Annotated in this window: 22 protein-coding genes; 6 read left to right on the forward strand and 16 right to left on the reverse strand. The window is 71.0% G+C overall.

Translation table 11 applies throughout. From position 1 onward, the window contains the following. Nucleotides 1–56 precede the first annotated feature (56 nt). The 6 genes from AC21LY_RS19190 to AC21LY_RS19215 form a co-directional block, all read right to left on the reverse strand. The gene (locus AC21LY_RS19190; protein WP_489048155.1) at nucleotides 57–410 is read right to left on the reverse strand and encodes a type II toxin-antitoxin system RelE/ParE family toxin; all 354 of its coding nucleotides are present in this window, start codon (nucleotides 408–410) and stop codon (nucleotides 57–59) included. Continuing rightward, nucleotides 407–697, reverse strand: coding sequence for a type II toxin-antitoxin system ParD family antitoxin (locus AC21LY_RS19195; RefSeq protein WP_489048156.1), 291 nt, complete (start codon nucleotides 695–697; stop codon nucleotides 407–409). The genes AC21LY_RS19190 and AC21LY_RS19195 overlap by 4 nt, the downstream gene beginning before the upstream one ends. A gap of 68 nt (nucleotides 698–765) precedes the next feature. Further along, nucleotides 766–1,266, reverse strand: a complete 501-nt coding sequence (locus AC21LY_RS19200; RefSeq protein WP_489048157.1) for a MarR family winged helix-turn-helix transcriptional regulator — start codon at nucleotides 1,264–1,266, stop codon at nucleotides 766–768. A 28-nt stretch (nucleotides 1,267–1,294) separates the two neighbouring features. Continuing rightward, nucleotides 1,295–2,164, reverse strand: coding sequence for a 3-hydroxyisobutyrate dehydrogenase (gene mmsB, locus AC21LY_RS19205; protein ID WP_489048158.1), 870 nt, complete (start codon nucleotides 2,162–2,164; stop codon nucleotides 1,295–1,297). Nucleotides 2,165–2,179: 15 nt separating this feature from the next. After that, nucleotides 2,180–3,346, reverse strand: coding sequence for an acyl-CoA dehydrogenase family protein (locus AC21LY_RS19210; protein ID WP_489048159.1), 1,167 nt, complete (start codon nucleotides 3,344–3,346; stop codon nucleotides 2,180–2,182). A 10-nt stretch (nucleotides 3,347–3,356) separates the two neighbouring features. Continuing rightward, nucleotides 3,357–4,880, reverse strand: coding sequence for a CoA-acylating methylmalonate-semialdehyde dehydrogenase (locus AC21LY_RS19215; protein ID WP_489048160.1), 1,524 nt, complete (start codon nucleotides 4,878–4,880; stop codon nucleotides 3,357–3,359). A gap of 107 nt (nucleotides 4,881–4,987) precedes the next feature. Between AC21LY_RS19215 and AC21LY_RS19220 the strand changes: the two genes are divergently transcribed. Together AC21LY_RS19220 and AC21LY_RS19225 are read left to right on the forward strand one after the other, a co-directional pair. Further along, nucleotides 4,988–6,655 (forward strand): AMP-binding protein, encoded by a 1,668-nt coding sequence (locus AC21LY_RS19220; RefSeq protein WP_489048161.1) that lies wholly within the window; start codon nucleotides 4,988–4,990, stop codon nucleotides 6,653–6,655. Between the two features lie 144 nt (nucleotides 6,656–6,799). Beyond that, nucleotides 6,800–7,798 carry an ArsR/SmtB family transcription factor gene (locus AC21LY_RS19225; RefSeq protein ID WP_489048162.1) on the forward strand — a complete coding sequence of 333 codons (999 nt, stop codon included), beginning with the start codon at nucleotides 6,800–6,802 and terminating at the stop codon, nucleotides 7,796–7,798. A 4-nt stretch (nucleotides 7,799–7,802) separates the two neighbouring features. Here AC21LY_RS19225 and AC21LY_RS19230 read toward each other — a convergent pair whose 3' ends face one another. Further along, nucleotides 7,803–8,009 (reverse strand): hypothetical protein, encoded by a 207-nt coding sequence (locus AC21LY_RS19230; protein ID WP_489048163.1) that lies wholly within the window; start codon nucleotides 8,007–8,009, stop codon nucleotides 7,803–7,805. Nucleotides 8,010–8,143: 134 nt separating this feature from the next. Here AC21LY_RS19230 and AC21LY_RS19235 point away from each other — a divergent pair, with 134 nt between their 5' ends. Next, nucleotides 8,144–8,782 (forward strand): HAD-IA family hydrolase, encoded by a 639-nt coding sequence (locus AC21LY_RS19235; protein WP_489048164.1) that lies wholly within the window; start codon nucleotides 8,144–8,146, stop codon nucleotides 8,780–8,782. Nucleotides 8,783–8,797: 15 nt separating this feature from the next. On the opposite strand, the gene AC21LY_RS19240 is transcribed toward AC21LY_RS19235, so the two are convergent. The 3 genes from AC21LY_RS19240 to AC21LY_RS19250 form a co-directional block, all read right to left on the reverse strand. Then, nucleotides 8,798–9,769, reverse strand: a complete 972-nt coding sequence (locus tag AC21LY_RS19240; protein ID WP_489048165.1) for a DUF5995 family protein — start codon at nucleotides 9,767–9,769, stop codon at nucleotides 8,798–8,800. A gap of 5 nt (nucleotides 9,770–9,774) precedes the next feature. Beyond that, nucleotides 9,775–10,968, reverse strand: coding sequence for an NAD(P)/FAD-dependent oxidoreductase (locus tag AC21LY_RS19245; protein WP_489048166.1), 1,194 nt, complete (start codon nucleotides 10,966–10,968; stop codon nucleotides 9,775–9,777). A gap of 233 nt (nucleotides 10,969–11,201) precedes the next feature. Then, nucleotides 11,202–11,609: a MerR family transcriptional regulator gene (locus AC21LY_RS19250; protein ID WP_489048167.1), complete on the reverse strand. Its 408-nt coding sequence runs from the start codon at nucleotides 11,607–11,609 to the stop codon at nucleotides 11,202–11,204. A 9-nt stretch (nucleotides 11,610–11,618) separates the two neighbouring features. Between AC21LY_RS19250 and AC21LY_RS19255 the strand changes: the two genes are divergently transcribed. Then, on the forward strand, nucleotides 11,619–12,248 hold the full coding sequence (locus AC21LY_RS19255) for an NAD(P)H-dependent oxidoreductase (RefSeq protein ID WP_489048168.1): 630 nt from the start codon (nucleotides 11,619–11,621) through the stop codon (nucleotides 12,246–12,248). 28 nt (nucleotides 12,249–12,276) lie between these two features. Here the strand turns inward: AC21LY_RS19255 and AC21LY_RS19260 are convergent, their stop codons facing one another. The 4 genes from AC21LY_RS19260 to AC21LY_RS19275 form a co-directional block, all read right to left on the reverse strand. Continuing rightward, the gene (locus tag AC21LY_RS19260) at nucleotides 12,277–12,840 is read right to left on the reverse strand and encodes a DUF1707 SHOCT-like domain-containing protein (protein WP_489048169.1); all 564 of its coding nucleotides are present in this window, start codon (nucleotides 12,838–12,840) and stop codon (nucleotides 12,277–12,279) included. A 36-nt stretch (nucleotides 12,841–12,876) separates the two neighbouring features. After that, nucleotides 12,877–14,064: an RNA polymerase sigma factor gene (locus AC21LY_RS19265; protein ID WP_489048170.1), complete on the reverse strand. Its 1,188-nt coding sequence runs from the start codon at nucleotides 14,062–14,064 to the stop codon at nucleotides 12,877–12,879. Continuing rightward, nucleotides 14,064–14,450 (reverse strand): YciI family protein, encoded by a 387-nt coding sequence (locus AC21LY_RS19270; RefSeq protein ID WP_489048171.1) that lies wholly within the window; start codon nucleotides 14,448–14,450, stop codon nucleotides 14,064–14,066. The genes AC21LY_RS19265 and AC21LY_RS19270 overlap by 1 nt, the downstream gene beginning before the upstream one ends. Nucleotides 14,451–14,541: 91 nt before the next feature. Then, nucleotides 14,542–15,234 carry a type 1 glutamine amidotransferase domain-containing protein gene (locus AC21LY_RS19275; protein WP_489048172.1) on the reverse strand — a complete coding sequence of 231 codons (693 nt, stop codon included), beginning with the start codon at nucleotides 15,232–15,234 and terminating at the stop codon, nucleotides 14,542–14,544. Between the two features lie 95 nt (nucleotides 15,235–15,329). On the opposite strand from AC21LY_RS19275, the gene AC21LY_RS19280 reads away from it, so the two are divergent. Continuing rightward, nucleotides 15,330–15,773, forward strand: coding sequence for a MarR family winged helix-turn-helix transcriptional regulator (locus AC21LY_RS19280; protein WP_489048173.1), 444 nt, complete (start codon nucleotides 15,330–15,332; stop codon nucleotides 15,771–15,773). Here AC21LY_RS19280 and AC21LY_RS19285 read toward each other — a convergent pair. Together AC21LY_RS19285 and AC21LY_RS19290 are read right to left on the reverse strand one after the other, a co-directional pair. After that, a complete protein-coding gene (locus AC21LY_RS19285) occupies nucleotides 15,770–16,222 on the reverse strand; it encodes an acetyltransferase (RefSeq protein WP_489048174.1) in 453 nt (150 codons plus the stop codon). The two genes, AC21LY_RS19280 and AC21LY_RS19285, sit on opposite strands and share 4 nt — an antisense overlap. Beyond that, a complete protein-coding gene (locus AC21LY_RS19290) occupies nucleotides 16,219–17,391 on the reverse strand; it encodes a helix-turn-helix transcriptional regulator (protein ID WP_489048175.1) in 1,173 nt (390 codons plus the stop codon). Before AC21LY_RS19290 ends, AC21LY_RS19285 begins: the two co-directional genes overlap by 4 nt. Nucleotides 17,392–17,546: 155 nt before the next feature. Here AC21LY_RS19290 and AC21LY_RS19295 point away from each other — a divergent pair, with 155 nt between their 5' ends. Next, nucleotides 17,547–18,905, forward strand: a complete 1,359-nt coding sequence (locus tag AC21LY_RS19295) for an FAD-binding oxidoreductase (protein ID WP_489048176.1) — start codon at nucleotides 17,547–17,549, stop codon at nucleotides 18,903–18,905. Nucleotides 18,906–18,909 lie beyond the last annotated feature (4 nt).

Raw genomic sequence — 18,909 nt, forward strand, 5'->3', positions numbered from 1 at the left:
TCGTTACCGGCGGGTCACCTGGCCCGCGCTGCGGGGCCCATAGCGCGTTCCTCGCGTCATTCCCAGATCCAGGGGGCGAGCTGCCGCTCGACATCCATCCGCTCGTGCAGCACCCGACCCACTGTGATCACGTCACCGTCGACGCGGTAGATCAGGATGTGCCGAGGCCGCTTCACCTCGGCTCCCACAGATGTACTCGGGATCGTGGACAGATGACGCGAGAAGACGTTCTGCCTCGAAGCGACCGCGCGCGACCTGGTCGAGTCCACCTCACTCTGCAATTCGTGCAAGCCGTCGGTGATCAACGCTTCGTACCGATCGCCAGCGGCCTCGCCGAAGGTCCTCTCCGTCCAATCGAGTATCTCAGCGATGTCGGCCTGCGCAGCGGGCGACAGCCTCAGAGATCTCACCGCTCGGTCTTTACATCCTGTGAACTCCGGCGGCGAAGGCCCGCCACGAATGCGTCCACCTCGTCGTACTCCAGCTCGACGTAGTCCCCTGCAGCGACCTGCGCGAACCCGATGTCGATGGCGGCATTGAAGGCCGCCAACCGCGCTTCGTACGCGGTCTTACGCTCCTCGAGTAGGCGCAGCCCCTCACGCAGCACCTCGCTCGCGTTCTGGTACCGGCCGGATGCGACGAGCTGCTCGATCATCTCGCTCTGGCGCTGGGTGATCACGACGTTTCGAGTGGGCATGCGCGTCTCCTCACCGACGACGAACTACTGGCATATTATGCCAGCAGGTTCTCAAGGCCGCAATGCCTCTAGAAGTCGCCGTTGAAGCGGCGCAGCGAGCGGATCGCACCTACTAGAGCGGCGGACTCGTCGTCGGCCATGCCGATGTCGGCGAAGACCTCGTTGAGCACCACGGTCGCCTTCTCCACCAGTTCCCTGCCCTCCGGGGTGATCGCGACCAGCGTCGTGCGGCCGTCGGTGGGATGGGGCTTGCGCTCGACGAGTCCGGCCTCGCCGAGCCGATCGATCGCGTGGGTCACCGAGGAGACGTGCACCTGGAGCCGGGTACTCGCCTTCGAGATCGGCAGTTCGCCGCGCTTGGTGAAGGCGAGCAGCCGCAGCAGCTCGAACCGGGAGAAGGACAGGCGGAAGGGTTTGAGCGCCGCCTCGATCCGCGCGAGCAGGATCTGGTGCGCGCGCATCACGGACGTCACCGCCTCCATGCCGGCGGCGATATCACCGCCCCACCCGGCGTCCTCCCAGTTGCGGCGGGCACGGGCGATCGGGTCCCGGGGGTCCGGCTCTGCCATCGCGCCCGCCTCCTCCTGCTGGGTTCGACTACCTCAGCGTCTGAATGATCGCGCTGAAGTCCAGGCCACCGTTCTCCTGCGCGAACGCAGAGTACAGCTCGGCGGCGTGGGTACCGAGCGGCGCACTCGATCCGGTGGATGCCACGGCGTCCATGGCCAGCCCGAGGTCCTTGTTCATCAGGGCCGTCGCGAAGCCGGGCCGGAAATCGTTGCCCGACGGTGCCCCCGCCACCGGCCCCGGCACGGGACAGTTCGTGTGCAGGGCCCAGCAGTTGCCGGTCGCCCCGGTGACCACGTCGTAGAGCGCCTGATCCGCCAGCCCGAGCTTCTCGGCGAGGACGAAGGCCTCCCCCACGACGATCTGCTGGACCGCGAGGATCATGTTGTTGCAGACCTTCGCGGCCTGCCCGTTGCCGGAGCCGCCGCAGTGGATCACCTTGCCCGCCATCGGATCCAGCACCGGCTGCGCCGCAGCGAAGGCGGCGTCGCCGCCGCCCACCATGAAGGCGAGGGTGCCCGCGTCGGCGCCCTTGACGCCGCCCGAGACGGGGGCGTCCACCTGCTGCATCCCCGCGGCCTCGGCGAGCGCGTGCACGGCGCGGGCGTCGTCGACGGAGATGGTGGAGCTGTCGATGAACAGCGTTCCCTTCGCCGCGTGCGGGAGGACGGACTCGTACACCGACTTCACGATGGCCCCGTTGGGCAGCATCGTGACCACGGCGTCCGCGCCGGCAACCGCCTCTTCGGCGGTGTCGACCACCGTGACGCCGGCCGCCCGGGCGGCGTCCTGCGCCGCGGGGACCAGGTCGAAGCCGCGGACGGCGTGCCCCGCCGCCACGAGGTTCTTGGCCATCGGGCCGCCCATGTGGCCGAGACCGAGGAATGCGATCGTGCTCATGTCGGGGTGCCTCTCCTACTTGCTGCCCTGGACGCGGGCGGCCTCGGCGCGGCCGATGACCATCCGCATGATCTCATTGGTGCCCTCGAGGATCCGGTTCACGCGCAGATCGCGGACGATCTTCTCGACACCGGTCTCGTGCAGGTAGCCGTAGCCGCCGTGCAGCTGCAGCGCCTGGTCAGCCACCTGGAAACAGGTCTCGGTCACGAACTTCTTCGCCATGGCGCACAGCTCGACCTTGTCGGGGTCGTTCTCGTCGAGCGCGGTGGCGGCCCGCCACAGGATCAGGCGCGAGGCCTCGAGCGAGGTGGCCATGTCGGCGAGCGTGAATCGGATCGTCGGCTCGTCGATCAGCTTCCGCCCGAAGGTCTCCCGCTCCGTCATGTATTGCAGAGCCTTGTCGTAGGCCGCCTGGGCGCCGCCCAGCGAGCAGGCGGCGATGTTGAGGCGGCCGCCGTTGAGGCCGTTCATCGCGATGCCGAAGCCCTTACCGGCACCGTCGACCCCGCCCAACATCCGATCCGAAGGGATCCGCACGTTCTCGAAGATCACCTGGGTGGTGGGCTGGCTGTGCCAGCCCATCTTCACCTCGGGCGGCCCGAAGGACAGGCCCGGGGTCCCCTTGTCCACCAGGAAGGTCGAGATGCCGCGCGCGCCCTCGCCCTCGCTGCGCGCCATGACCACGTACAGGTCGGACGCGCCGCCGCCGGAGATGAACTGCTTCGTGCCGTTGAGCACGAAGTCGTCACCGTCTCGCTCGGCCTTGGTGCTGAGCGACGCGGCGTCCGAGCCGGCGCCCGGCTCGGTGAGGCAGTAGCTGGCCATGACGTCCATCGGCGCGAGCTTCGGGATCCACTCCTGCCGCTGCTCCTCGGAGCCGTAGGTATCGATCATCCAGGTACACATGTTGTGGATCGAGATGAATGCCGCGGTCACGGGGTCGCCCTTGGCGAGCTCCTCGAAGATCCGCACGCCGTCGAGCCGGCGCAGGCCGGATCCGCCCACGTCCTCGCGGGTGTAGATGGCGGCCATGCCGAGGCTGCCCGCCTCCTTCATCTCCGCCACCGGGAAGTGCTTGGCGGCATCCCATTCGAGGGCGTAGGGCGCGAGGCGCTTGCGGGCGAAGTCCCGGGCCATCTCCACGATGGCGAGATCGTCGCCCGTCAGGTTCGGGTAAGGCAACGCACCGCTCCTAGTGCATCGTCGGGATGGAGAACTCCGCGCCGTCCTTGATGCCCGAGGGCCAGCGCGAGGTCACCGTCTTGGTCTTGGTGTAGAACAGGATCGAGTGCGGGCCGTGCTGGTTCAGGTCACCGAAGCCGGACCGCTTCCAGCCGCCGAAGGTGTGGTACGCCACGGGAACCGGGATCGGCACGTTCACGCCGACCATGCCGACCTCGACGCGGGAGACGAAGTCGCGGGCGGCGTCGCCGTCCCGGGTGAAGATCGCCACGCCGTTGCCGTACTCGTGCTCGGTGGGCAGCGCGAGGGCCTCCTCGTAGGTGTTCGCGCGGACGATGCAGAGCACGGGGCCGAAGATCTCGTCGGTGTAGATCGACATGTCCTTGGTGACGTGGTCGAACAGGGTGGGGCCGAGGTAGTTGCCCCCGGAGAGGTCGGCGTCGCCGAAGGTCAGCTCGTCGCTGGTGCGTGTCCGGCCGTCGACCACGAGCTCGGCGCCGGCGTCCACGCCCTGCTGGATGTAGCTCTTGGTGCGCTCCACCGCGGCCGGGGTGATGAGGGGCCCGTAGTCGGCCTTCGGGTCGTGGCTGTGGCCGACGCGCAGCTGCTGCACGCGCTCGACGAGGCGCTCGCGCAGGCGGTTCGCGGTCTCCTCGCCGACCGGCACGGCGACGGAGATCGCCATGCAGCGCTCGCCGGCCGAGCCGTAGCCGGCGCCGATGAGGGCGTCGACGGCCTGGTCCAGGTCGGCGTCCGGGAGGATCACCATGTGGTTCTTGGCGCCGCCGAAGGCCTGGCTGCGCTTGCCGTTCTTGGCGCACGTCTCGTAGATGTACTGCGCGATGTCGGAGCTGCCGACGAAGCCGACGGCCTTGACGTCGGGGTTGTTCAGCAGCGCGTCGACCGCCTCCTTGTCGCCGTGGACGACCTGGAAGACACCCTCGGGCAGGCCCGCCTCGACGAACAGCTCGGCCAGACGCACGGGCACGGAGGGGTCGCGCTCGGAGGGCTTGAGGATGAAGGCGTTGCCACAGGCCAGCGCCGGGCCGGCCTTCCACAGCGGGATCATGGCCGGGAAGTTGAAGGGCGTGATGCCGGCGACGACGCCGAGGGGCTGCCGCATCGAGTAGACGTCGATCCCGGCCCCGGCGCCCTCGGTGTACTCGCCCTTGAGCAGGTGCGGGATGCCGATCGAGAACTCGATGACCTCGATGCCGCGCTGAATGTCGCCCTTGGCGTCCGCGACGGTCTTGCCGTGCTCGCTCGCGAGCAGCGAGGCCAGCTCGTCGACGTTCCGATGCACCAGCTCGATGAACTTCATGAAGACGCGGGCGCGGCGCTGCGGATTGAACGCGGCCCACTCGACCTGCGCCTTCTTCGCGCGCGCGACGACGTCGTCGACCTCAGCGGTGCTCGCGAGCGGGACGGCGGCCTGCACCTGCCCCGTGCTCGGGTCGAAGACGTCCGCGGTACGGCCGGTCCCCTCCACGCGGCGACCGTCGATGAAATGCGGGATGGTCCGCACATCAGCCATGGTGTGTCCTTCTCTCCTCGATCGCGGTTCAGCGCGAATCCCTTGCGCGCTGTGTCACCCATCACTATATACTTGGATATCCAAGTAATCAACCGGAGGAGCCGAAAGTGGCTAGCACACAGGGGTATCGAGACTTCCTCGCCGCGCGCGACCTGCTGGTCGCACTCGCAGACGACTACGACGCGGCGCGGGAGCGGTTCAGGTGGCCGCAGCTCGACGAGTGGAACTTCGCGCTCGACTGGTTCGACCGGGTGGCCGAGAACAACGACGCTCCCGCCCTGTGGATCGTCGAGGAGGACGGCTCCGAGGCGAAGTTCAGCTACGCGGAGATGAGCGCGCGCAGCAATCGCGTCGCCAACTGGCTGCGTGCGACTGGCGTGCACCCGGGCGACCGGATCCTGTTGATGCTCTCGAACCAGGTCGAACTCTGGGACGTCATGCTCGCCGCGATCAAGCTGGGCGCCGTGGTCATCCCCGCGACCACGCTGCTCGCGGAGGCCGACATCGCCGACCGGATCGCCCGCGGCGGCGCGAAGCACGTGATCGTGCGCAGCGAACTGGCCGAACGCGTGCCGGCGGATGCGCAGGTCACCCGGATCGCCGTCGGCGACCCCGTGTCCGGCTGGGAGTCCTTCGCCGCGGCGTACACGGCACCGTCGGACTTCACCCCCTCGCACGTCACGCACGCCGACGACACCCTGCTCCTGTACTTCACCTCGGGCACCACGAGCGCGCCGAAGCTGGTCGAGCACACGCACGCGAGCTACCCCGTCGGCCACCTGTCGACGATGTACTGGATCGGCCTGCGCCCCGGGGACGTGCACCTGAACGTGAGTTCCCCGGGGTGGGCGAAGCACGCGTGGAGCAACGTCTTCACGCCGTGGATCGCGCAGGCCTGCGTCTTCATCTACAACTACGACCGATTCGACGCCGCGGCCCTGATGCGGCAGATGGACCGGGCCGGCGTGACCAGCTTCTGCGCGCCGCCGACGGTGTGGCGCATGCTGATCCAGGCCGACCTCGGGGCCCTGAAGAACCCGCCGCGGGTCGTCGTGGGCGCGGGCGAGCCGCTCAATCCCGAGGTGATCTCCCGCGTCCGGAACGCGTGGGGCGTGACGATCCGCGACGGCTTCGGCCAGACGGAGACCACGGTGCAGGTCGCGAACACGCCCGGGCAACCCCTCAAGGACGGATCGATGGGCCGGCCCTGCCCCGGCTACGACGTGGTGCTGGTCGACCCGGCCACCGGCGAGCAGGACGTGGACGAGGGCGAGATCTGCCTGCGCCTCGACCCGCGGCCGCTCGGCCTGATGGTGGGCTACCACGGCGATCCGGAGAAGACGGCCCGGGTGATGGCGGGCGGCGTCTATCACACGGGCGACGTGGCCGCGAAGGACGCGGACGGCTACCTGACCTACGTGGGCCGCACCGACGACGTCTTCAAGTCCAGCGACTACAAGATCAGCCCCTTCGAGCTGGAATCCGTGCTGCTGGAGCACGAGGCCGTGGCGGAGGCCGCCGTGGTCCCCGCGCCCGACGAGCTGCGCCTGGCGGTCCCGAAGGCGTACATCGTGCTCGCCGAGGGCTTCTCCCCCGACGAGGCGACCGCGACGTCGATCTTCGCCTACAGCCGCGAGCACCTCGCGCCGTACAAGCGCGTGCGCCGTATCGCCTTCGCCGAGCTGCCGAAGACGATCAGCGGCAAGATCCGTCGCGTGGAGCTGCGCAAGGCCGAGGAGCAGGGGCTGACCTCCGCGGAGTTCCGCGAGTCCTGATCGGTGCGCGCACCGCAGGCCCCTTGGCTACCAGGGAGTAGCAAGCACTCGTCGCACCCGAATCCGCAGGAAACGTTCCGGGCTAACGCTGGTAAGTGACGAACGGGCCCGATGGCACCGGCGCCGCCCTAAGCTGGGCGTCTCATGCTGACCTACGTGCTCGACGTCCGCGATCTCTCGGACGTGCGCTTCGTGCTCGCGCCGCTGAACGAGACGGCGCTCAGCCTGTTCCACCTGACCGCCGAGCACGATCCGGCAGCGCATCTGCACCGGTGGCGCGAGAACGCGCGCGCCCAGAGCGACCGGTACGACCACCGCCTGATCAGGGCGCTGGTGGCACCGTCGGGCGCGGCGATCCCGGACTTCCTGACGCCGATCCCCGAACCGGGCGATCCGCGGCCGTCGCTCGCGGACGGGCTGCGGGCGATCGCCACGACGGACCCCGCGGTCATCCATGCACAGTTGGACGAGATGCGGGAGGGCGCGGAACCGTCACCCGCGCTGGCGCGGCTACTCGACGCACCGGAGCGGGCCGGGCCGCGCATCGCCGGGGCCCTCGAGCGCTACCACCGGGTGGCGATCGCACCCGTGTGGCCGGCGGTCAACCGGATCCTCGAGGCGGACATCACCTTCCGCGGGCGCGAGCTCGCGCTCGGCGGGCCCACACAGCTCTTCGCCTCGCTGAATCCGAACCTCAGCTGGGACCGGGACGGTCACCTGCGACTGGACCTGGCGTACGGCCGCGACGCGGGCGAATACCCCTCCGCGGGCAGGGGGCTGGTCCTGATCCCCAGCGTCTTCCTGACCCGGCTGGTGAGCGCCCACTCGCCGGAGACGGCGGCCCCGCACGTCGGCTACCCCGCCCGGGGCAGCGCGACCCTCACGGAGTCGGTGCGCGTGGTACCGCCCGGTGCGCTGCGCCGGCTGATCGGCGGCGCCAAGGCCGACGTCCTCCACGCGCTCGACGAGCCCGTGGCGGTCAGCGAGGTCGCCCGCCGTCTTGAGATCTCGCCGTCGGCGGTGTCGCAATCGCTGCGCGTGCTCTACGAGAACGGCCTCATCGACCGGGCCCGGAGCGGGCGCGAGGTGCTCTACCGCCGGACGACGGACGGCGACCGCCTGGTGCGCGGCCACCGCCCCTGACGGCTCAGAAGCGCAGCGCGGCGGGGCCGGTGTACTCGGGGTTGGCGGAGACGAAGCGCTGAAGGGCCGCACGGATGCCGGCGGCGGCGAAGCCGGAGCGGGGCGCGGCCGGGGCCTGCGCGGCGTCCTCGTGGATGTCGGCGAGCCGGGCGTAGACGGTGCCGGCGGTCGGGTCTGCGGTCAGGCTCTTGAAGTCACGGTAAGTGGTCATGACCAATACACTCCCCGGCTCCCGAGCGATGCGCCAATCTTTTAGCAATGAGCTAAATAGTGATCGGGAACACCGTGCTCGGGGCCACACTCGGTACAGTGGTCAGGACCAGTTGGTTTCCTGAGGAGGCTCCCATGCTCACTGCTCGCGCTCTACTGCTGGACATGGACGGCACTCTGGTCGATTCGCACGCCGTCGTCGAGCGCTGCTGGACCGGCTGGGCGCTGGAGAAGGGGTTGGATCCGGCCGAGGTGATCGCTGTCGCACACGGCCGCCAGGGCCACGCCACCATGGCGGCGCTCCTGCCGGACCGCCCGGCCGAGCTGAATCTCGCCGAGAATCGCCTCCTCCTCGCGGAGGAGACCGCCGACACCGAGGGCATCGTGCCCGTCGCCGGAGCGCCCGCCTTCCTCGCCGCGCTCGACGGTGCTCCGCATGCGCTGGTGACCTCCGCGGACGTCGCGCTGTCGACGGCGCGGATGGCTGCCGCCGGCCTGCCCCTGCCGGTCGTGCGCGTGACCGCGGAGGACGTGCGCGCCAGCAAGCCCTCCCCCGAAGGTTTCCTGCGGGGCGCGGCTCTGCTCGGCGTCGACCCCGCGGACTGCATCGTCTTCGAGGACTCGGAGGCCGGCATCGCGGCGGGGAAGGCCGCCGGGATGCGGGTCGTCGGCGTGGGTCCCCTCGCCGCCCGCTTCTCCCCCGATGCCCACGTCGCCGACCTGACGCGGGTGGCGGTCACCGTCGACGATGCGGGCATCCACCTGGATCTCTGAACCACCCCCGGCTGATCACCGGCCGCTCGCGGCGAGCACCGGCGCCGGCGACGGGCGCTGCGGCGGCGCGGGATTCGGCGCCGGCGGAACCGGGGTGCCCAGGCCGCCGAGCCCGGAGAGGACGTCGAAGGCGACCTCACCCGTCTGCCAGAGCGCGAGGATCGCGCCTTCGGTCGCCGGGCGCACCCCGGGGTTCTGCAGCGCGAGACCGTTGGCGAAGGTCAGGGTGTTGTAACCGTCGTCCGCGGCGCGCAGCATCAGGTTCGAGGCCACGCCCGCGCCGACGATCCGGTCCAGGCCCTGCCCGAAGAAGTAGAAGGTCCACAGGCCCCAGAGATCGGCGTTGTAGATCCGCTTGCTGCGCTCGGGGATCACGTTGCCGTTCTTGGCGATCGAGTCCACGATGCGGTAGAAGTCGAGCGCGTTCGCCGGTGTACTGCGCGCCTGCGCCACGGTGTACGCGAGGTCGACGGTGATGTGCGCGTTGTAGCCGGCCATGGCGACGCGGCCGGGCGGGAGCTCGCACCGGGAGGCCAGCCGGAAGTAATTGCCCCACCACTGCGGCACCGCGCCGCCCGTCCACTGCGCATGCACCGCTCGCAGGTAGCGGCTCACCAGATCGATCGACAGCGACTTCGCGTAACGCGGGTCGTCGAGGCCCGCTTCGTTGCGCTGCGTCGGAGTCACCGCATCGCGGATCACGCCGTCCATCCCGACCCCGAACAGTCCCCGCCAATCCCGATGCGCCGCAAGGATGTCCGCGATGCCGCGCTGCCGGACCGTCAGGTCGTCCAGACTGGCGAAGGTCGGCGCGGTCGGCAGGGTCCGCGGGTCGGAGAGCCCCACGATGCGCGCGTTCTCCGCAGCGTTCAGCGGAGTTCCGCAGTAGGCCGACGGTGCCGCTTCCGACGGTGCCGCGGCGAGCGCCGCCACCGCGACGGCAGCGGTGATCGCACCGACGGCGCGCGTCGGCCGAACGGACGCCATGGGTGCTAGACCTCCGACAACGGAACGTCGGGGTCCGCCAGGCGGGCCACGTCGACCACCCGTCGGGAGGTGATCAGCGCGCGCACGTCATCCCCCACGTCCCAGACGTTCACGTTCATCCCGGCCAGGACCCGCCCTTCGGCCAGCCAGAAGGCCACGAATTCGAGGGCGTCCCGGTCGCCGCGGATCACCACGTCGTCGTAGCCGGTGGACAGGCCCAGGTACTCCATGCCGAGCTGGTACTGATCGGTGAAGAAGTACGGGAGGCGGTCGTAGACCTCGGAGCCGCCCAGGATGTTCGCCGCGGCGACGCGCGGCTGGTTGAGCGCATTGGCCCAGTGCTCCACCCGGACCCGCCGGCCGACCGTCGGGTTCTCGGCGGCCGCGATGTCGCCCACGGCGAAGATGTGCGGGTCGGAGGTGCGCAGCCCGGCGTCGACGGCGACGCCGCCCTCGGCGGTCTCCAGGCCCGCGGCCTCGGCGAGTTCGATGTTCGGTATCGCCCCGATCCCGACGAGCACGGCGTCGGTTTCGATCGTGGTCCCGTCGTCGAGGACCAGTCCCCGACCACCGGGTTCGACGGCCCGCACACCTGTCCCGGTGCGCAGGTCGACGCCGTGCGCGCGGTGCAGGTCGGCGAAGACCTTGCCGAGTTCGGGGCCGAGGGCACCGAGGAGCGGCTGCTCGGCGGGTTCGACGACGGTGACCTCCAGGCCCGCCTCGCGCGCCGCCGCCGCGGCCTCGAGCCCGATCCATCCGGCGCCGACCACGCCGAGCCGCCCGCCCCGGTCGAAGACGGCGCGCAGGGCATCACTGTCGTCGAGCGTGCGGAGGTAGTGCACCCCGTCGGCGCCGGGCAGCGGCCGGGCGCGGGAACCGGTGGCCAGGATCAGGTCGTCGTAGGGCAGCGACTCCCCCGTGTCGAGGCCGACGGTGCGCGCCTCCCGATCGAGCGAGACGGCCCGCACGCCGGTCCGCAGGGTCGCGTCGTGCTCGGCGTACCAGTCGGCGTCGAAGGTGAAGACGCTGTCGCGCTCGGCCTTGCCCTGCAGGTAGTCCTTGGACAGCGGCGGCCGCTCGTACGGCCGATACGGCTCGGCTCCGATCAGCGTGATGGGGCCGTCGTGGCCCAGATCCCGCAGCGCCTCGGCCGCTTTCGCGGCCGCAAGCCCTGCCCCGACGATGACGACTGCACCCATGATTCGACCGTAGCCCCGTCCACAGGCCCAGGGAACCCCTCGACGCCGACTGCCCGAAACTCGGAGCGACATGCACGATTCGCCCGATTCGCTACGCTGAGGCGCCGGAAGTACTCGTCCCCGGCTGTCTCCTCGGCATGGGCAGCGCACGCCAGAAGCGCACCGGCCACGCCGGTCCACGGGGATGTTCTACGCCGCCGGAACGCTCTCACTGCTCGCCGCCGGGATCGCCGTCATCTGGTGACGCCGCGGGCCTCGTGCACGTAGTCCCTGAGCTCGTCGAGCTTGGCCCGCGCGTCGGCGAGCTGGGCGATCCGCTCGTCGAGCACGGCCCGGCGTTCGCCGATGCGGGTCAGGGCCTCGTCGAGCTCCTCCGCTGTGGAGCCGCCGTCGCCGCAGACGATGCCGACCAGTTCGGCCGTCTCGGTCGCTGACAGCCCGGCCTCGATGAGGCACCGCGCGTCGGCGACGGTGCGGACGTCCTCCTCCGTGAACACGCGGTAGCCGTTGGACTCCCGCGCAGGCGAGAGGATCCCGGTCCGCTCGTAGTGCCGGATCATGCGCGGAGTCGCGCCGGTGCGGGCACACAGGTCGCGCATCCGGAGGCCGGGCTTGACTATGACACTGATGTCAGAGTTCATGCTCTCAGTATGACGAATCAGCAGCAGCTCCGCGCGGTCGTGGTCACCGCCCATCCCGACGCCGCCTCCGCCACCGCGCGCACCGCCGCGGCCGTCGCCCGCGGCCTACGGCGCGGCGGATACGCCGAGGTCGAGCGCCACGACGTCCTCGCCGCCGGCTTCGATCCGACCTTCGCCGACGCCGACCACGCGGCGTACCGGGACGGCACCGTCGTCCCCGATGACGTACGTGCGGAGCAGCGCCGGCTGGAGGCGTTCGACGCGATAGCGATCGTCTTCCCCGTGTACTGGTGGGGGCTGCCGGGCCCGTTGAAGGGCTGGGTCGACCGCGTCTTCACCCGCGGCTGGGCCTACGACGACACCGGTGCGGGCACCGCGCTCGCGGCGCCGAAGCGCCTGTACTTCTTCCCGATCGGCGCCGTCGGCGAGGCCACCTATCGCAAGCACGGCTATCTCGACGGCATGCGGGCGCAGCTGGTCGACGGGCTCGCCGGGTACATGGGCGCCGCCGACTCCGGGCTGTTCCTGTTGGCGGACGGGGAGTCCGACGATCCGGCGCGGCACCGCGCCCGCGAGGCCGCCGCGGAGGACACCGCCGCGGCGATCGCCGCGCGCATGATCGACGGTGACGCCGCCTGACGCTCCGGCAACGGAACCGGCGATCACCTCACCGGCGGAGTTGGACGCTGCTACCCGCCGACGCCGAGCCGCGCAGCACCAGAAGCGGCCCCGCCGCCCCCGCCGGCGGACCGGCCTTGTCCTTCAGCGAACTCCACCCCGAGTAACCCATCCCGGTCACGTCGACCCGCATAGTGGGACTCAGGTGCACCTTGACCGTGCTCAGCGAGACCTGCACGTCGATCTCCACCCCGCCGTACGGGAAATCGGCCTGACGGAAGTCGATCTTCGCGGTGCCGGTGGACCCCTCGATGCGCATCCGTGCCGGCACGGTCCATACTCCCTTGCGGTGCACCGTCGTCCACTCGATGTCGAGAACCTCCACTGGACGATCGGCAGTCGCCTCTGCCACCGGCGGGAATAGCCGGTCCCGGATCGGCAAGTCCGCCAGCAGCACCCGCAGTTCGCCGCGGGTCATCGCGGCGTAGGCGCGGTGCGTGCGCTCGTCGAACTCCTCCACGGTGAGGTAACCGGTCGCCATCGCCTCGCCGAGGAGCTCGACCGCACGCTGCCGTTCAGGGTCGCCCACCCGGATTCCATCGGTGTCCGCCATGTGCCCGACACTAGCGACTCCACCCGAATTCCGCCGTCATCGATCCGAATCGTGCGCGAGCCGACGCAGGTACTCCCGCTCCGCCGGATCAGTGGTGAGGGAGATCGCCTTCGCAGCAGCGGCTTCCGCTGCGGGGTCGCCCAGCCGGCGCAGCAGGTGCGCCCGCAGCGCCCACGCCGACTGCAGCCCTTCCACCCCGTCGACGGTCTCGAGCGCCCCGAGTCCGGCTCGCGCACCGTCGGTCTCGGCGACGACGGCCGCTCGCGCGACGGCGGCGCCGCGCGTCGGCGCGAGTGTCACGAGGGCGTCGTAGAGGCGGCGCAGGTTGCTCCAGTCGGGCGCCTCGCCCGCTCGGCGGGCACAGTGCACCGCTCCGATGGCCGCCTCGAGCTGGAACCGCCCGACCGTTCCGAGCGCGTGCGCGGCGCGCAGGTGCCGGTGCCCGGCGGCGATGAGGTCCCGGTCCCAGCGCCGCGGATCCTGCTGCGGGAGCGGCACGTAGCGTCCGTCCGCGTCGACGCGCGCAGGGAGCCGCGCACTGGAGAGGTACAGCAGCGCAGCGAGGCCGTGCGCCTCGGCGACGGACGACGCGGCCTCGGTGATCGTCCCGGCGAGGCCGAGGAGCAGCGCGTGCCGCTCGCGCGGCGGGGTGGGCCACTCGATGGAGTACGAGCCGTAGACCGCCTCCAGGACGGGGCCGAGCCGGCCGGGAAGATGCTCGGCATCGGGGACGACGAACGGGATCCGCTCCCGCGCGATCCGCTTCTTGGCCCGAGTCAGGCGGGCGGCCATGGTCGCGGTCGGGATCAGGAAGGCCGCGCCGATCTCCGCGGCGGTGAAACCGAGGACGGTGTTGAGCATGAGCGGCACGCTCGCGCCGGCGAGATCGGGATGCGCGCAGACCAGGAGCAGCTCGAGACGCCCGTCGGGCGCCTCGCCGGTCGCCGTGAGGTCGTGCGCGGCCTCGTCGAGCGGGACGGATCTGCGCTCGGCCGCCGACTTCCACCGGTCCCGCTGACGGTTCCGGGCGACCGTCAGCAGCCAGGCGTCCGGATCGACGGGCACGCCGTCGACCGGCCACCGGGTCAGCGCCCGCTCGAAGGCATCGGCGAGCGCGTCCTCCGCCGCCGCGAGGTCGTGCGTGCGGGCCGCGAGCAGCGCCAGCAGCCGGCCGTACGAGGTGCGGGCGGCGGTCTCGGCCCGCACCCCGGCGTCGGCGCGCATCACTGAGGGCAGGAGTCGGTGTTCCAGATGCCCTCGTCGCAGGCCGCGGCGACCCGGCGGACCTCGATCACCGCGTACTGGGTGGCGGGATGCTTCTCCGCCCAGGCGACCGCGGCGTCCCGGTCGGGCACGTCGAGGATGAAGACGCCGGCGAGCGCCTCGCGGGTGTCCGCGAAGGGCCCGTCCTGGACCCGGAGGTCACCGTCGCGCCGGGTGACGGTGACGGTCCGCGCCTGCGGTTCCAGGATCTCCGCGCCGACGAGCACGCCCGCGGCCTGCAGCGCGGCGGTGTAGTCCGCCATCGCCCGTTGCATCTGCCGCATGGCCTCGAGGGGGACCTCACCCTCGGCGGGCTCGGCGTTGTTGAGCAGAAGTGCGTAGTGCATGATTCCTCCTGATGTCCACTGTGCCCCAGGGCCGGGGCACAGTGATGACGATCGAGGCGACGCGGAATCGACACCCGTCCGGAGACCCCTTCTAGCGCGTGGCGAGCAGCGCGAGGACACCCTCGGCGACGGGGTGCGCGCTGGCCGGGTTCTGGCCGGTCACGATGGTGCCGTCGGTCACCGCGAACGGGACCCAGGGCTCGTCGGCCTTGACGTAGGTCGCGCCCAGCTCGGCGATCCGCTCCTCGAGATCGAACGGGACGATGGCGTCGAGGCCGGCGAGCACCTCCTCGTTCCAGGAGAAGCCCGCGATGTCGCGGCCGGCGATGAGCGGCGCGCCGTCGGCCTTCGTGGCGCCGAGGAGACCCGCGGTGCCGTGGCAGACGGCGGAGGCGACCTTGCCCGCGGCGTCGAACTCGCGCAGCAGGGTGGCGAGACGCTCGTCCGTCGGGAAGTCGAACATCACGCCGTGGCCGCCGGTGAGGTAGATCGCGTCGAAATCCGCGGCATCGACGTCCTTGAGGGAGGGCGTGTTCCGCAGACGATCCATGAACGCCGGATCGTCGTAGCGGGCGCGCGTGCCGCCCTGCGCCAGCACCTCGTGACTGAGGGACTCGGGGTCGATGGGCACGAAGCCGCCGTCGATGCTGGCGATCGTGGTGGTGTGTCCCGCGGCCTCGACCGCATCGACGAAGTGGGTCAGCTCGCCCAGCCAGAGACCGGTGCGACGGCCGCTCACCGCGTAGGAGGGGACGCTGGTGGCGACGACCAGGATGTTGCTCATCTGATTCTCCGATCACGTTGATTTGCTCGACAACTGAAACGTACCACAACTGATATGTGTGTCAACTGATATGTCTCGCCTGTTAGGCTGCGGACATGGCTGAACACGAGGACACCTGTGACTTCGGGTGGTCGGTCGGTGTCCTGAACAAGGCCTACGCGGAGGCGGTCGCGCCGATCCTGGACCGGTTTCCGCGTGGGATCCGCGGCTATCAGACGCTCTACGCCGCCGCGACCTACGACCTTCCGACTCAGCTCGCGCTCGCGGACTACCTGGTGATCGACAAGTCCGTCATGCCCTACGTGGTCGACGATCTGGTCGATGCCGGGCTGGTGCGCCGCGAACCGTCGCCCACCGACCGCCGCGCCCGTCGCGTCGTGCCGACCGACACCGGGCTGGCGACGCTGAAGGAGGTCCGAGAGGCGGTCGCGGGGGCGGAGGCCGATCTGCTCGCGTCCCTCTCCCCCGACGATGCCGAGACACTCCGTCGGGCCGTCGCGATCGTCGCCCGCACCTCCCGCGACGGCTGCGCGGGTTAGTCGCTCGCTACCGCGAGGTGCAGCAGCGGGTAGGGCAGGCCGTCACCGTCGGTCTCGCTGCGGCCCGTGACGACGAATCCGTGGTGGAGGTAGAAACCGACGGCCTGTCCGTTCTGCTCGTTGACGTCGACGGTGCGCACGCCCAGATCGCGGACCGCGTGCTCGAGCAGGACGCGGCCGACTCCCCGGCCGCGGACATCGGCGCGGACGAAGAGCATCGCCAGATCCTCGCCGGCGATCCCGGAGAACCCCGCCGGCGCACCGTCGACCTCCGCCACCGTGAGCCGGACCTGCGGGAAGTAATGACTGACGAGGCGCCCCTCGACGGCGTCGCGATCGGCGTCCGCGAGGAAGTCGTGCGTCGCATCGACGGAGCTGCGCCAGACGGCGACCAGTCGGTCGGCGTCCGCCGCCACGGCCTCACGAAGGATCACCACAGCGGAAATCATGCCAGGGCGGCCGGCTCCGTCGAGGGCGGGGCCCCGTCGTCCGACGCGAAGAACCCGGTCGGCGCGGTGGCCGCGCCCAGGCGGGGCACGTACTGGTCGAAGTAGATCCGCGCGACGAGCTCGCGCCGGCTCCGCACCCCCGCCTTGGCGAAGACGGATTTGAGATGGTCCTGCACCGTGTACGCGGACAGGTGCAGCGCCGCCGCGATCTCCTTCGTATCGCAGCCCTGCAGCACCATCCGCGTCACGTCCTGCTCCCGCCGGGTGAGCCGGAAGGCGGTGACGACGAGGGAGACGATCTCCGGCGGCCGGGCCTCCTCGATCGTCACGACGACGTCGCCGGTCTCACCGTCCCGGGAGTCCATCGGCGACGCGTGCACCACCAGCCAGTGGCCCGACGGGGTGCGGACCCGGGCACTCGGGAGCGGCGCGCCCGCGGTGCCGCCCGCCCGGCGCGCGGCGGCGGCGAGGCCGCTGACCAGAGCGCGCGGGTCCCCGTCGTGCACCGTGGTCGCGAGGGTCCGCAGCAGGGCCTCCGCGCCGCGGCTGATCTGGGCGATCTCGCCGGACCGGTCCACCATGACGACCGCGGGACCGTTGGCCGAGAGGTCCTGCGCCTCCGTCGAGCCGAGGCGGTGCAGGATCCCGCCGCGCACCCCGCGCGCGAAGGACTCGGACAGCGCCCCGAGGAATTCCACGTCGTCGTCCGAGAACCGCGCCGCGCCGTCGCGGAACAAGGCCAGGCAGCCCCACATGCCCGCGGAGTCGCGGAAGACGAGCCGCGCCTCGTCGGCGAAGCCGTAGACGGGGCGCATCAGCCGGTTCATCCGCGGCGAGGCCTCGATCACCTCGGTCGGGAGTTGCAGCATCGAGATCGCCCGCACGTCGTTGATCGCGAGCGTGCGGAACGACGTCGACTCGTTCCCGCCGTATTCCAGGTTCCCCCAGAGCATGTCGTGCTCGTGATTGGCGACCAGCGAGCCGTACTTGCGCGCGCTGGTGAGCATCAGCGACGCCGGATCGTGGGTCCCCACGCACGCCCCGACCCACGGCACCGCGCGGTGCACCGCGGCGACCGACTCGGACAGGAAGTCGTCGAGTGCCAGGCCCGCGCGGGAGAGCACCTCCACGTCACCACGGACCCGCTCGGCGGTCAGGCTGGCGATCATCACACGAGTATCCCCGGCATCGCGGCCCGGCGGAATCCCATCTTTCTGGGGCGCCGGATTCCCCGCAGCCGAGGGATGGTCCCGGATCCCCTGCTCCGTCATCGTCGTCCCTGCGCCCTCCGTCCGGTGGGCGGCGAAAACGGAGGAATCCCATCATGATCCACCCTGTCGATCTGACCGCGATCGTGCAGTGCGGCCCGGTCCACGTCCCGGGCCAGCTGGAGTACACGATCGCAACCACACCGTGGAACGTCGCGGTCGCGCAGCAACCGGCCGCCGTCGGCGTGCCCCGGACCGAGGAGGAGCTGGTCGCCATGGTCCGGGAGGCCGCCGGGCTCGGCCTGCGCATCGCCGTGCAGAGCACCGGTCACGCGGCCTCCGCCCTCGCCCCCGACGCCCTCGACCAGGGCTTCCTGCTGCGGTTGCACGAGTTCACCGGCGTCACCGTCGATCCTGTTCGGCGGACCGCCCGGATCGTCGGCGGCACGCTGTGGCGGGACGTCCTGGGCGCCTGCGCCCCGCACGGTCTCACCGCGCTGCACGGCAGCGCCGCCGATGTCTCGGCGATCGGCTACCTGCTCGGCGGCGGGCTCTCGTTCTACGGCCGCACCCACGGACTCGGCGCCTCTACGGTGCGGTCCCTGGACGTGGTGACGGCGGACGGGTCCGTGCGGCGGGCCTCGCCCGGGGAGAACCCGGACCTGTTCTGGGCGCTCCGCGGTGGCGGCGGCAGCTTCGGTGCGGTGATCGCCGCGGAGATCGACCTCCTGCCGCTCGCCGATCTCGTCGCGGGAATGATGCTGTGGGACATGAGCGCCGCCGAGCGGATCGTGCCCGCGTGGACCACCTGGGCGGCCTCCGCGCCGGAGGCGGCGACGACCTCGCTGCGCCTGATGAACTTCCCGCCGCTCCCGGACCTGCCGGACTTCCTCCGGGGCCGTCGCCTCGTCGTGGTCGACGGTGCCGTGCTCGGCTCCGACGACGACGCCGGCGCGATCCTGGCCCCGCTGCGCGCGCTCGCACCGGAGATCGACACGTTCGGCCGGATCCCCGCGACCGCCCTGATCGACGTCCACATGGACCCGCCCGGTCCCACGCCGACGGTGACCGATCACGCCCTGCTCGGTCCGCTTCCCGCGGAGGCGGCCGCGGCCTTCGTCGCCGCGGCCGGACCCGCCTCGGACACCTCGCTCATGTTCGCCGAGCTGCGGCACCTGGGCGGCGCGCTGGCCCGCCCGATCGACGCCTCCCTCGACCTGCTGCACGGCGAGTTCGCCCTGTTCGCCGCCTCCGTCGCCGCGACCCCGGAGCTCGCCGCCCGCGGCCTGGCCGACACCTCGGCGACCGTGGCCGCGATGGCGCCGTGGTCCACCGGACGCAGGTTCGGCAACTTCGACGACCGCCCGGGCGCGGGCGCAGGGGCCTTCTCCGCCGCCACCTACGAGCGGCTCCTGCGGGTGCGCAAGGACTACGACCCGCTCGGCGTCTGGGTGGCCACCCACCCCGTCGAATAGGGCG

The sequence above is a fragment of the Tsukamurella sp. II2bb genome (assembly GCF_057815145.1).

Excerpts from the sequence above, each read along its gene's own strand:
- AC21LY_RS19275 (WP_489048172.1), bottom strand. The coding sequence starts at position 15,234 with ATGAGCAACATCCTGGTCGTCGCCACCAGCGTCCCCTCCTACGCGGTG.
- AC21LY_RS19245 (WP_489048166.1), bottom strand. The coding sequence starts at position 10,968 with ATGGGTGCAGTCGTCATCGTCGGGGCAGGGCTTGCGGCCGCGAAAGCG.
- AC21LY_RS19280 (WP_489048173.1), top strand. The coding sequence starts at position 15,330 with ATGGCTGAACACGAGGACACCTGTGACTTCGGGTGGTCGGTCGGTGTC.
- mmsB (WP_489048158.1), bottom strand. The coding sequence starts at position 2,164 with ATGAGCACGATCGCATTCCTCGGTCTCGGCCACATGGGCGGCCCGATG.
- AC21LY_RS19265 (WP_489048170.1), bottom strand. The coding sequence starts at position 14,064 with ATGCGCGCCGACGCCGGGGTGCGGGCCGAGACCGCCGCCCGCACCTCG.
- AC21LY_RS19290 (WP_489048175.1), bottom strand. The coding sequence starts at position 17,391 with ATGATCGCCAGCCTGACCGCCGAGCGGGTCCGTGGTGACGTGGAGGTG.
- AC21LY_RS19260 (WP_489048169.1), bottom strand. The coding sequence starts at position 12,840 with ATGGCGGACACCGATGGAATCCGGGTGGGCGACCCTGAACGGCAGCGT.
- AC21LY_RS19215 (WP_489048160.1), bottom strand. The coding sequence starts at position 4,880 with ATGGCTGATGTGCGGACCATCCCGCATTTCATCGACGGTCGCCGCGTG.
- AC21LY_RS19230 (WP_489048163.1), bottom strand. The coding sequence starts at position 8,009 with ATGACCACTTACCGTGACTTCAAGAGCCTGACCGCAGACCCGACCGCC.
- AC21LY_RS19200 (WP_489048157.1), bottom strand. The coding sequence starts at position 1,266 with ATGGCAGAGCCGGACCCCCGGGACCCGATCGCCCGTGCCCGCCGCAAC.
- AC21LY_RS19240 (WP_489048165.1), bottom strand. The coding sequence starts at position 9,769 with ATGGCGTCCGTTCGGCCGACGCGCGCCGTCGGTGCGATCACCGCTGCC.
- AC21LY_RS19295 (WP_489048176.1), top strand. The coding sequence starts at position 17,547 with ATGATCCACCCTGTCGATCTGACCGCGATCGTGCAGTGCGGCCCGGTC.
- AC21LY_RS19235 (WP_489048164.1), top strand. The coding sequence starts at position 8,144 with ATGCTCACTGCTCGCGCTCTACTGCTGGACATGGACGGCACTCTGGTC.
- AC21LY_RS19195 (WP_489048156.1), bottom strand. The coding sequence starts at position 697 with ATGCCCACTCGAAACGTCGTGATCACCCAGCGCCAGAGCGAGATGATC.
- AC21LY_RS19225 (WP_489048162.1), top strand. The coding sequence starts at position 6,800 with ATGCTGACCTACGTGCTCGACGTCCGCGATCTCTCGGACGTGCGCTTC.
- AC21LY_RS19285 (WP_489048174.1), bottom strand. The coding sequence starts at position 16,222 with ATGATTTCCGCTGTGGTGATCCTTCGTGAGGCCGTGGCGGCGGACGCC.
- AC21LY_RS19270 (WP_489048171.1), bottom strand. The coding sequence starts at position 14,450 with ATGCACTACGCACTTCTGCTCAACAACGCCGAGCCCGCCGAGGGTGAG.
- AC21LY_RS19250 (WP_489048167.1), bottom strand. The coding sequence starts at position 11,609 with ATGAACTCTGACATCAGTGTCATAGTCAAGCCCGGCCTCCGGATGCGC.
- AC21LY_RS19255 (WP_489048168.1), top strand. The coding sequence starts at position 11,619 with ATGACGAATCAGCAGCAGCTCCGCGCGGTCGTGGTCACCGCCCATCCC.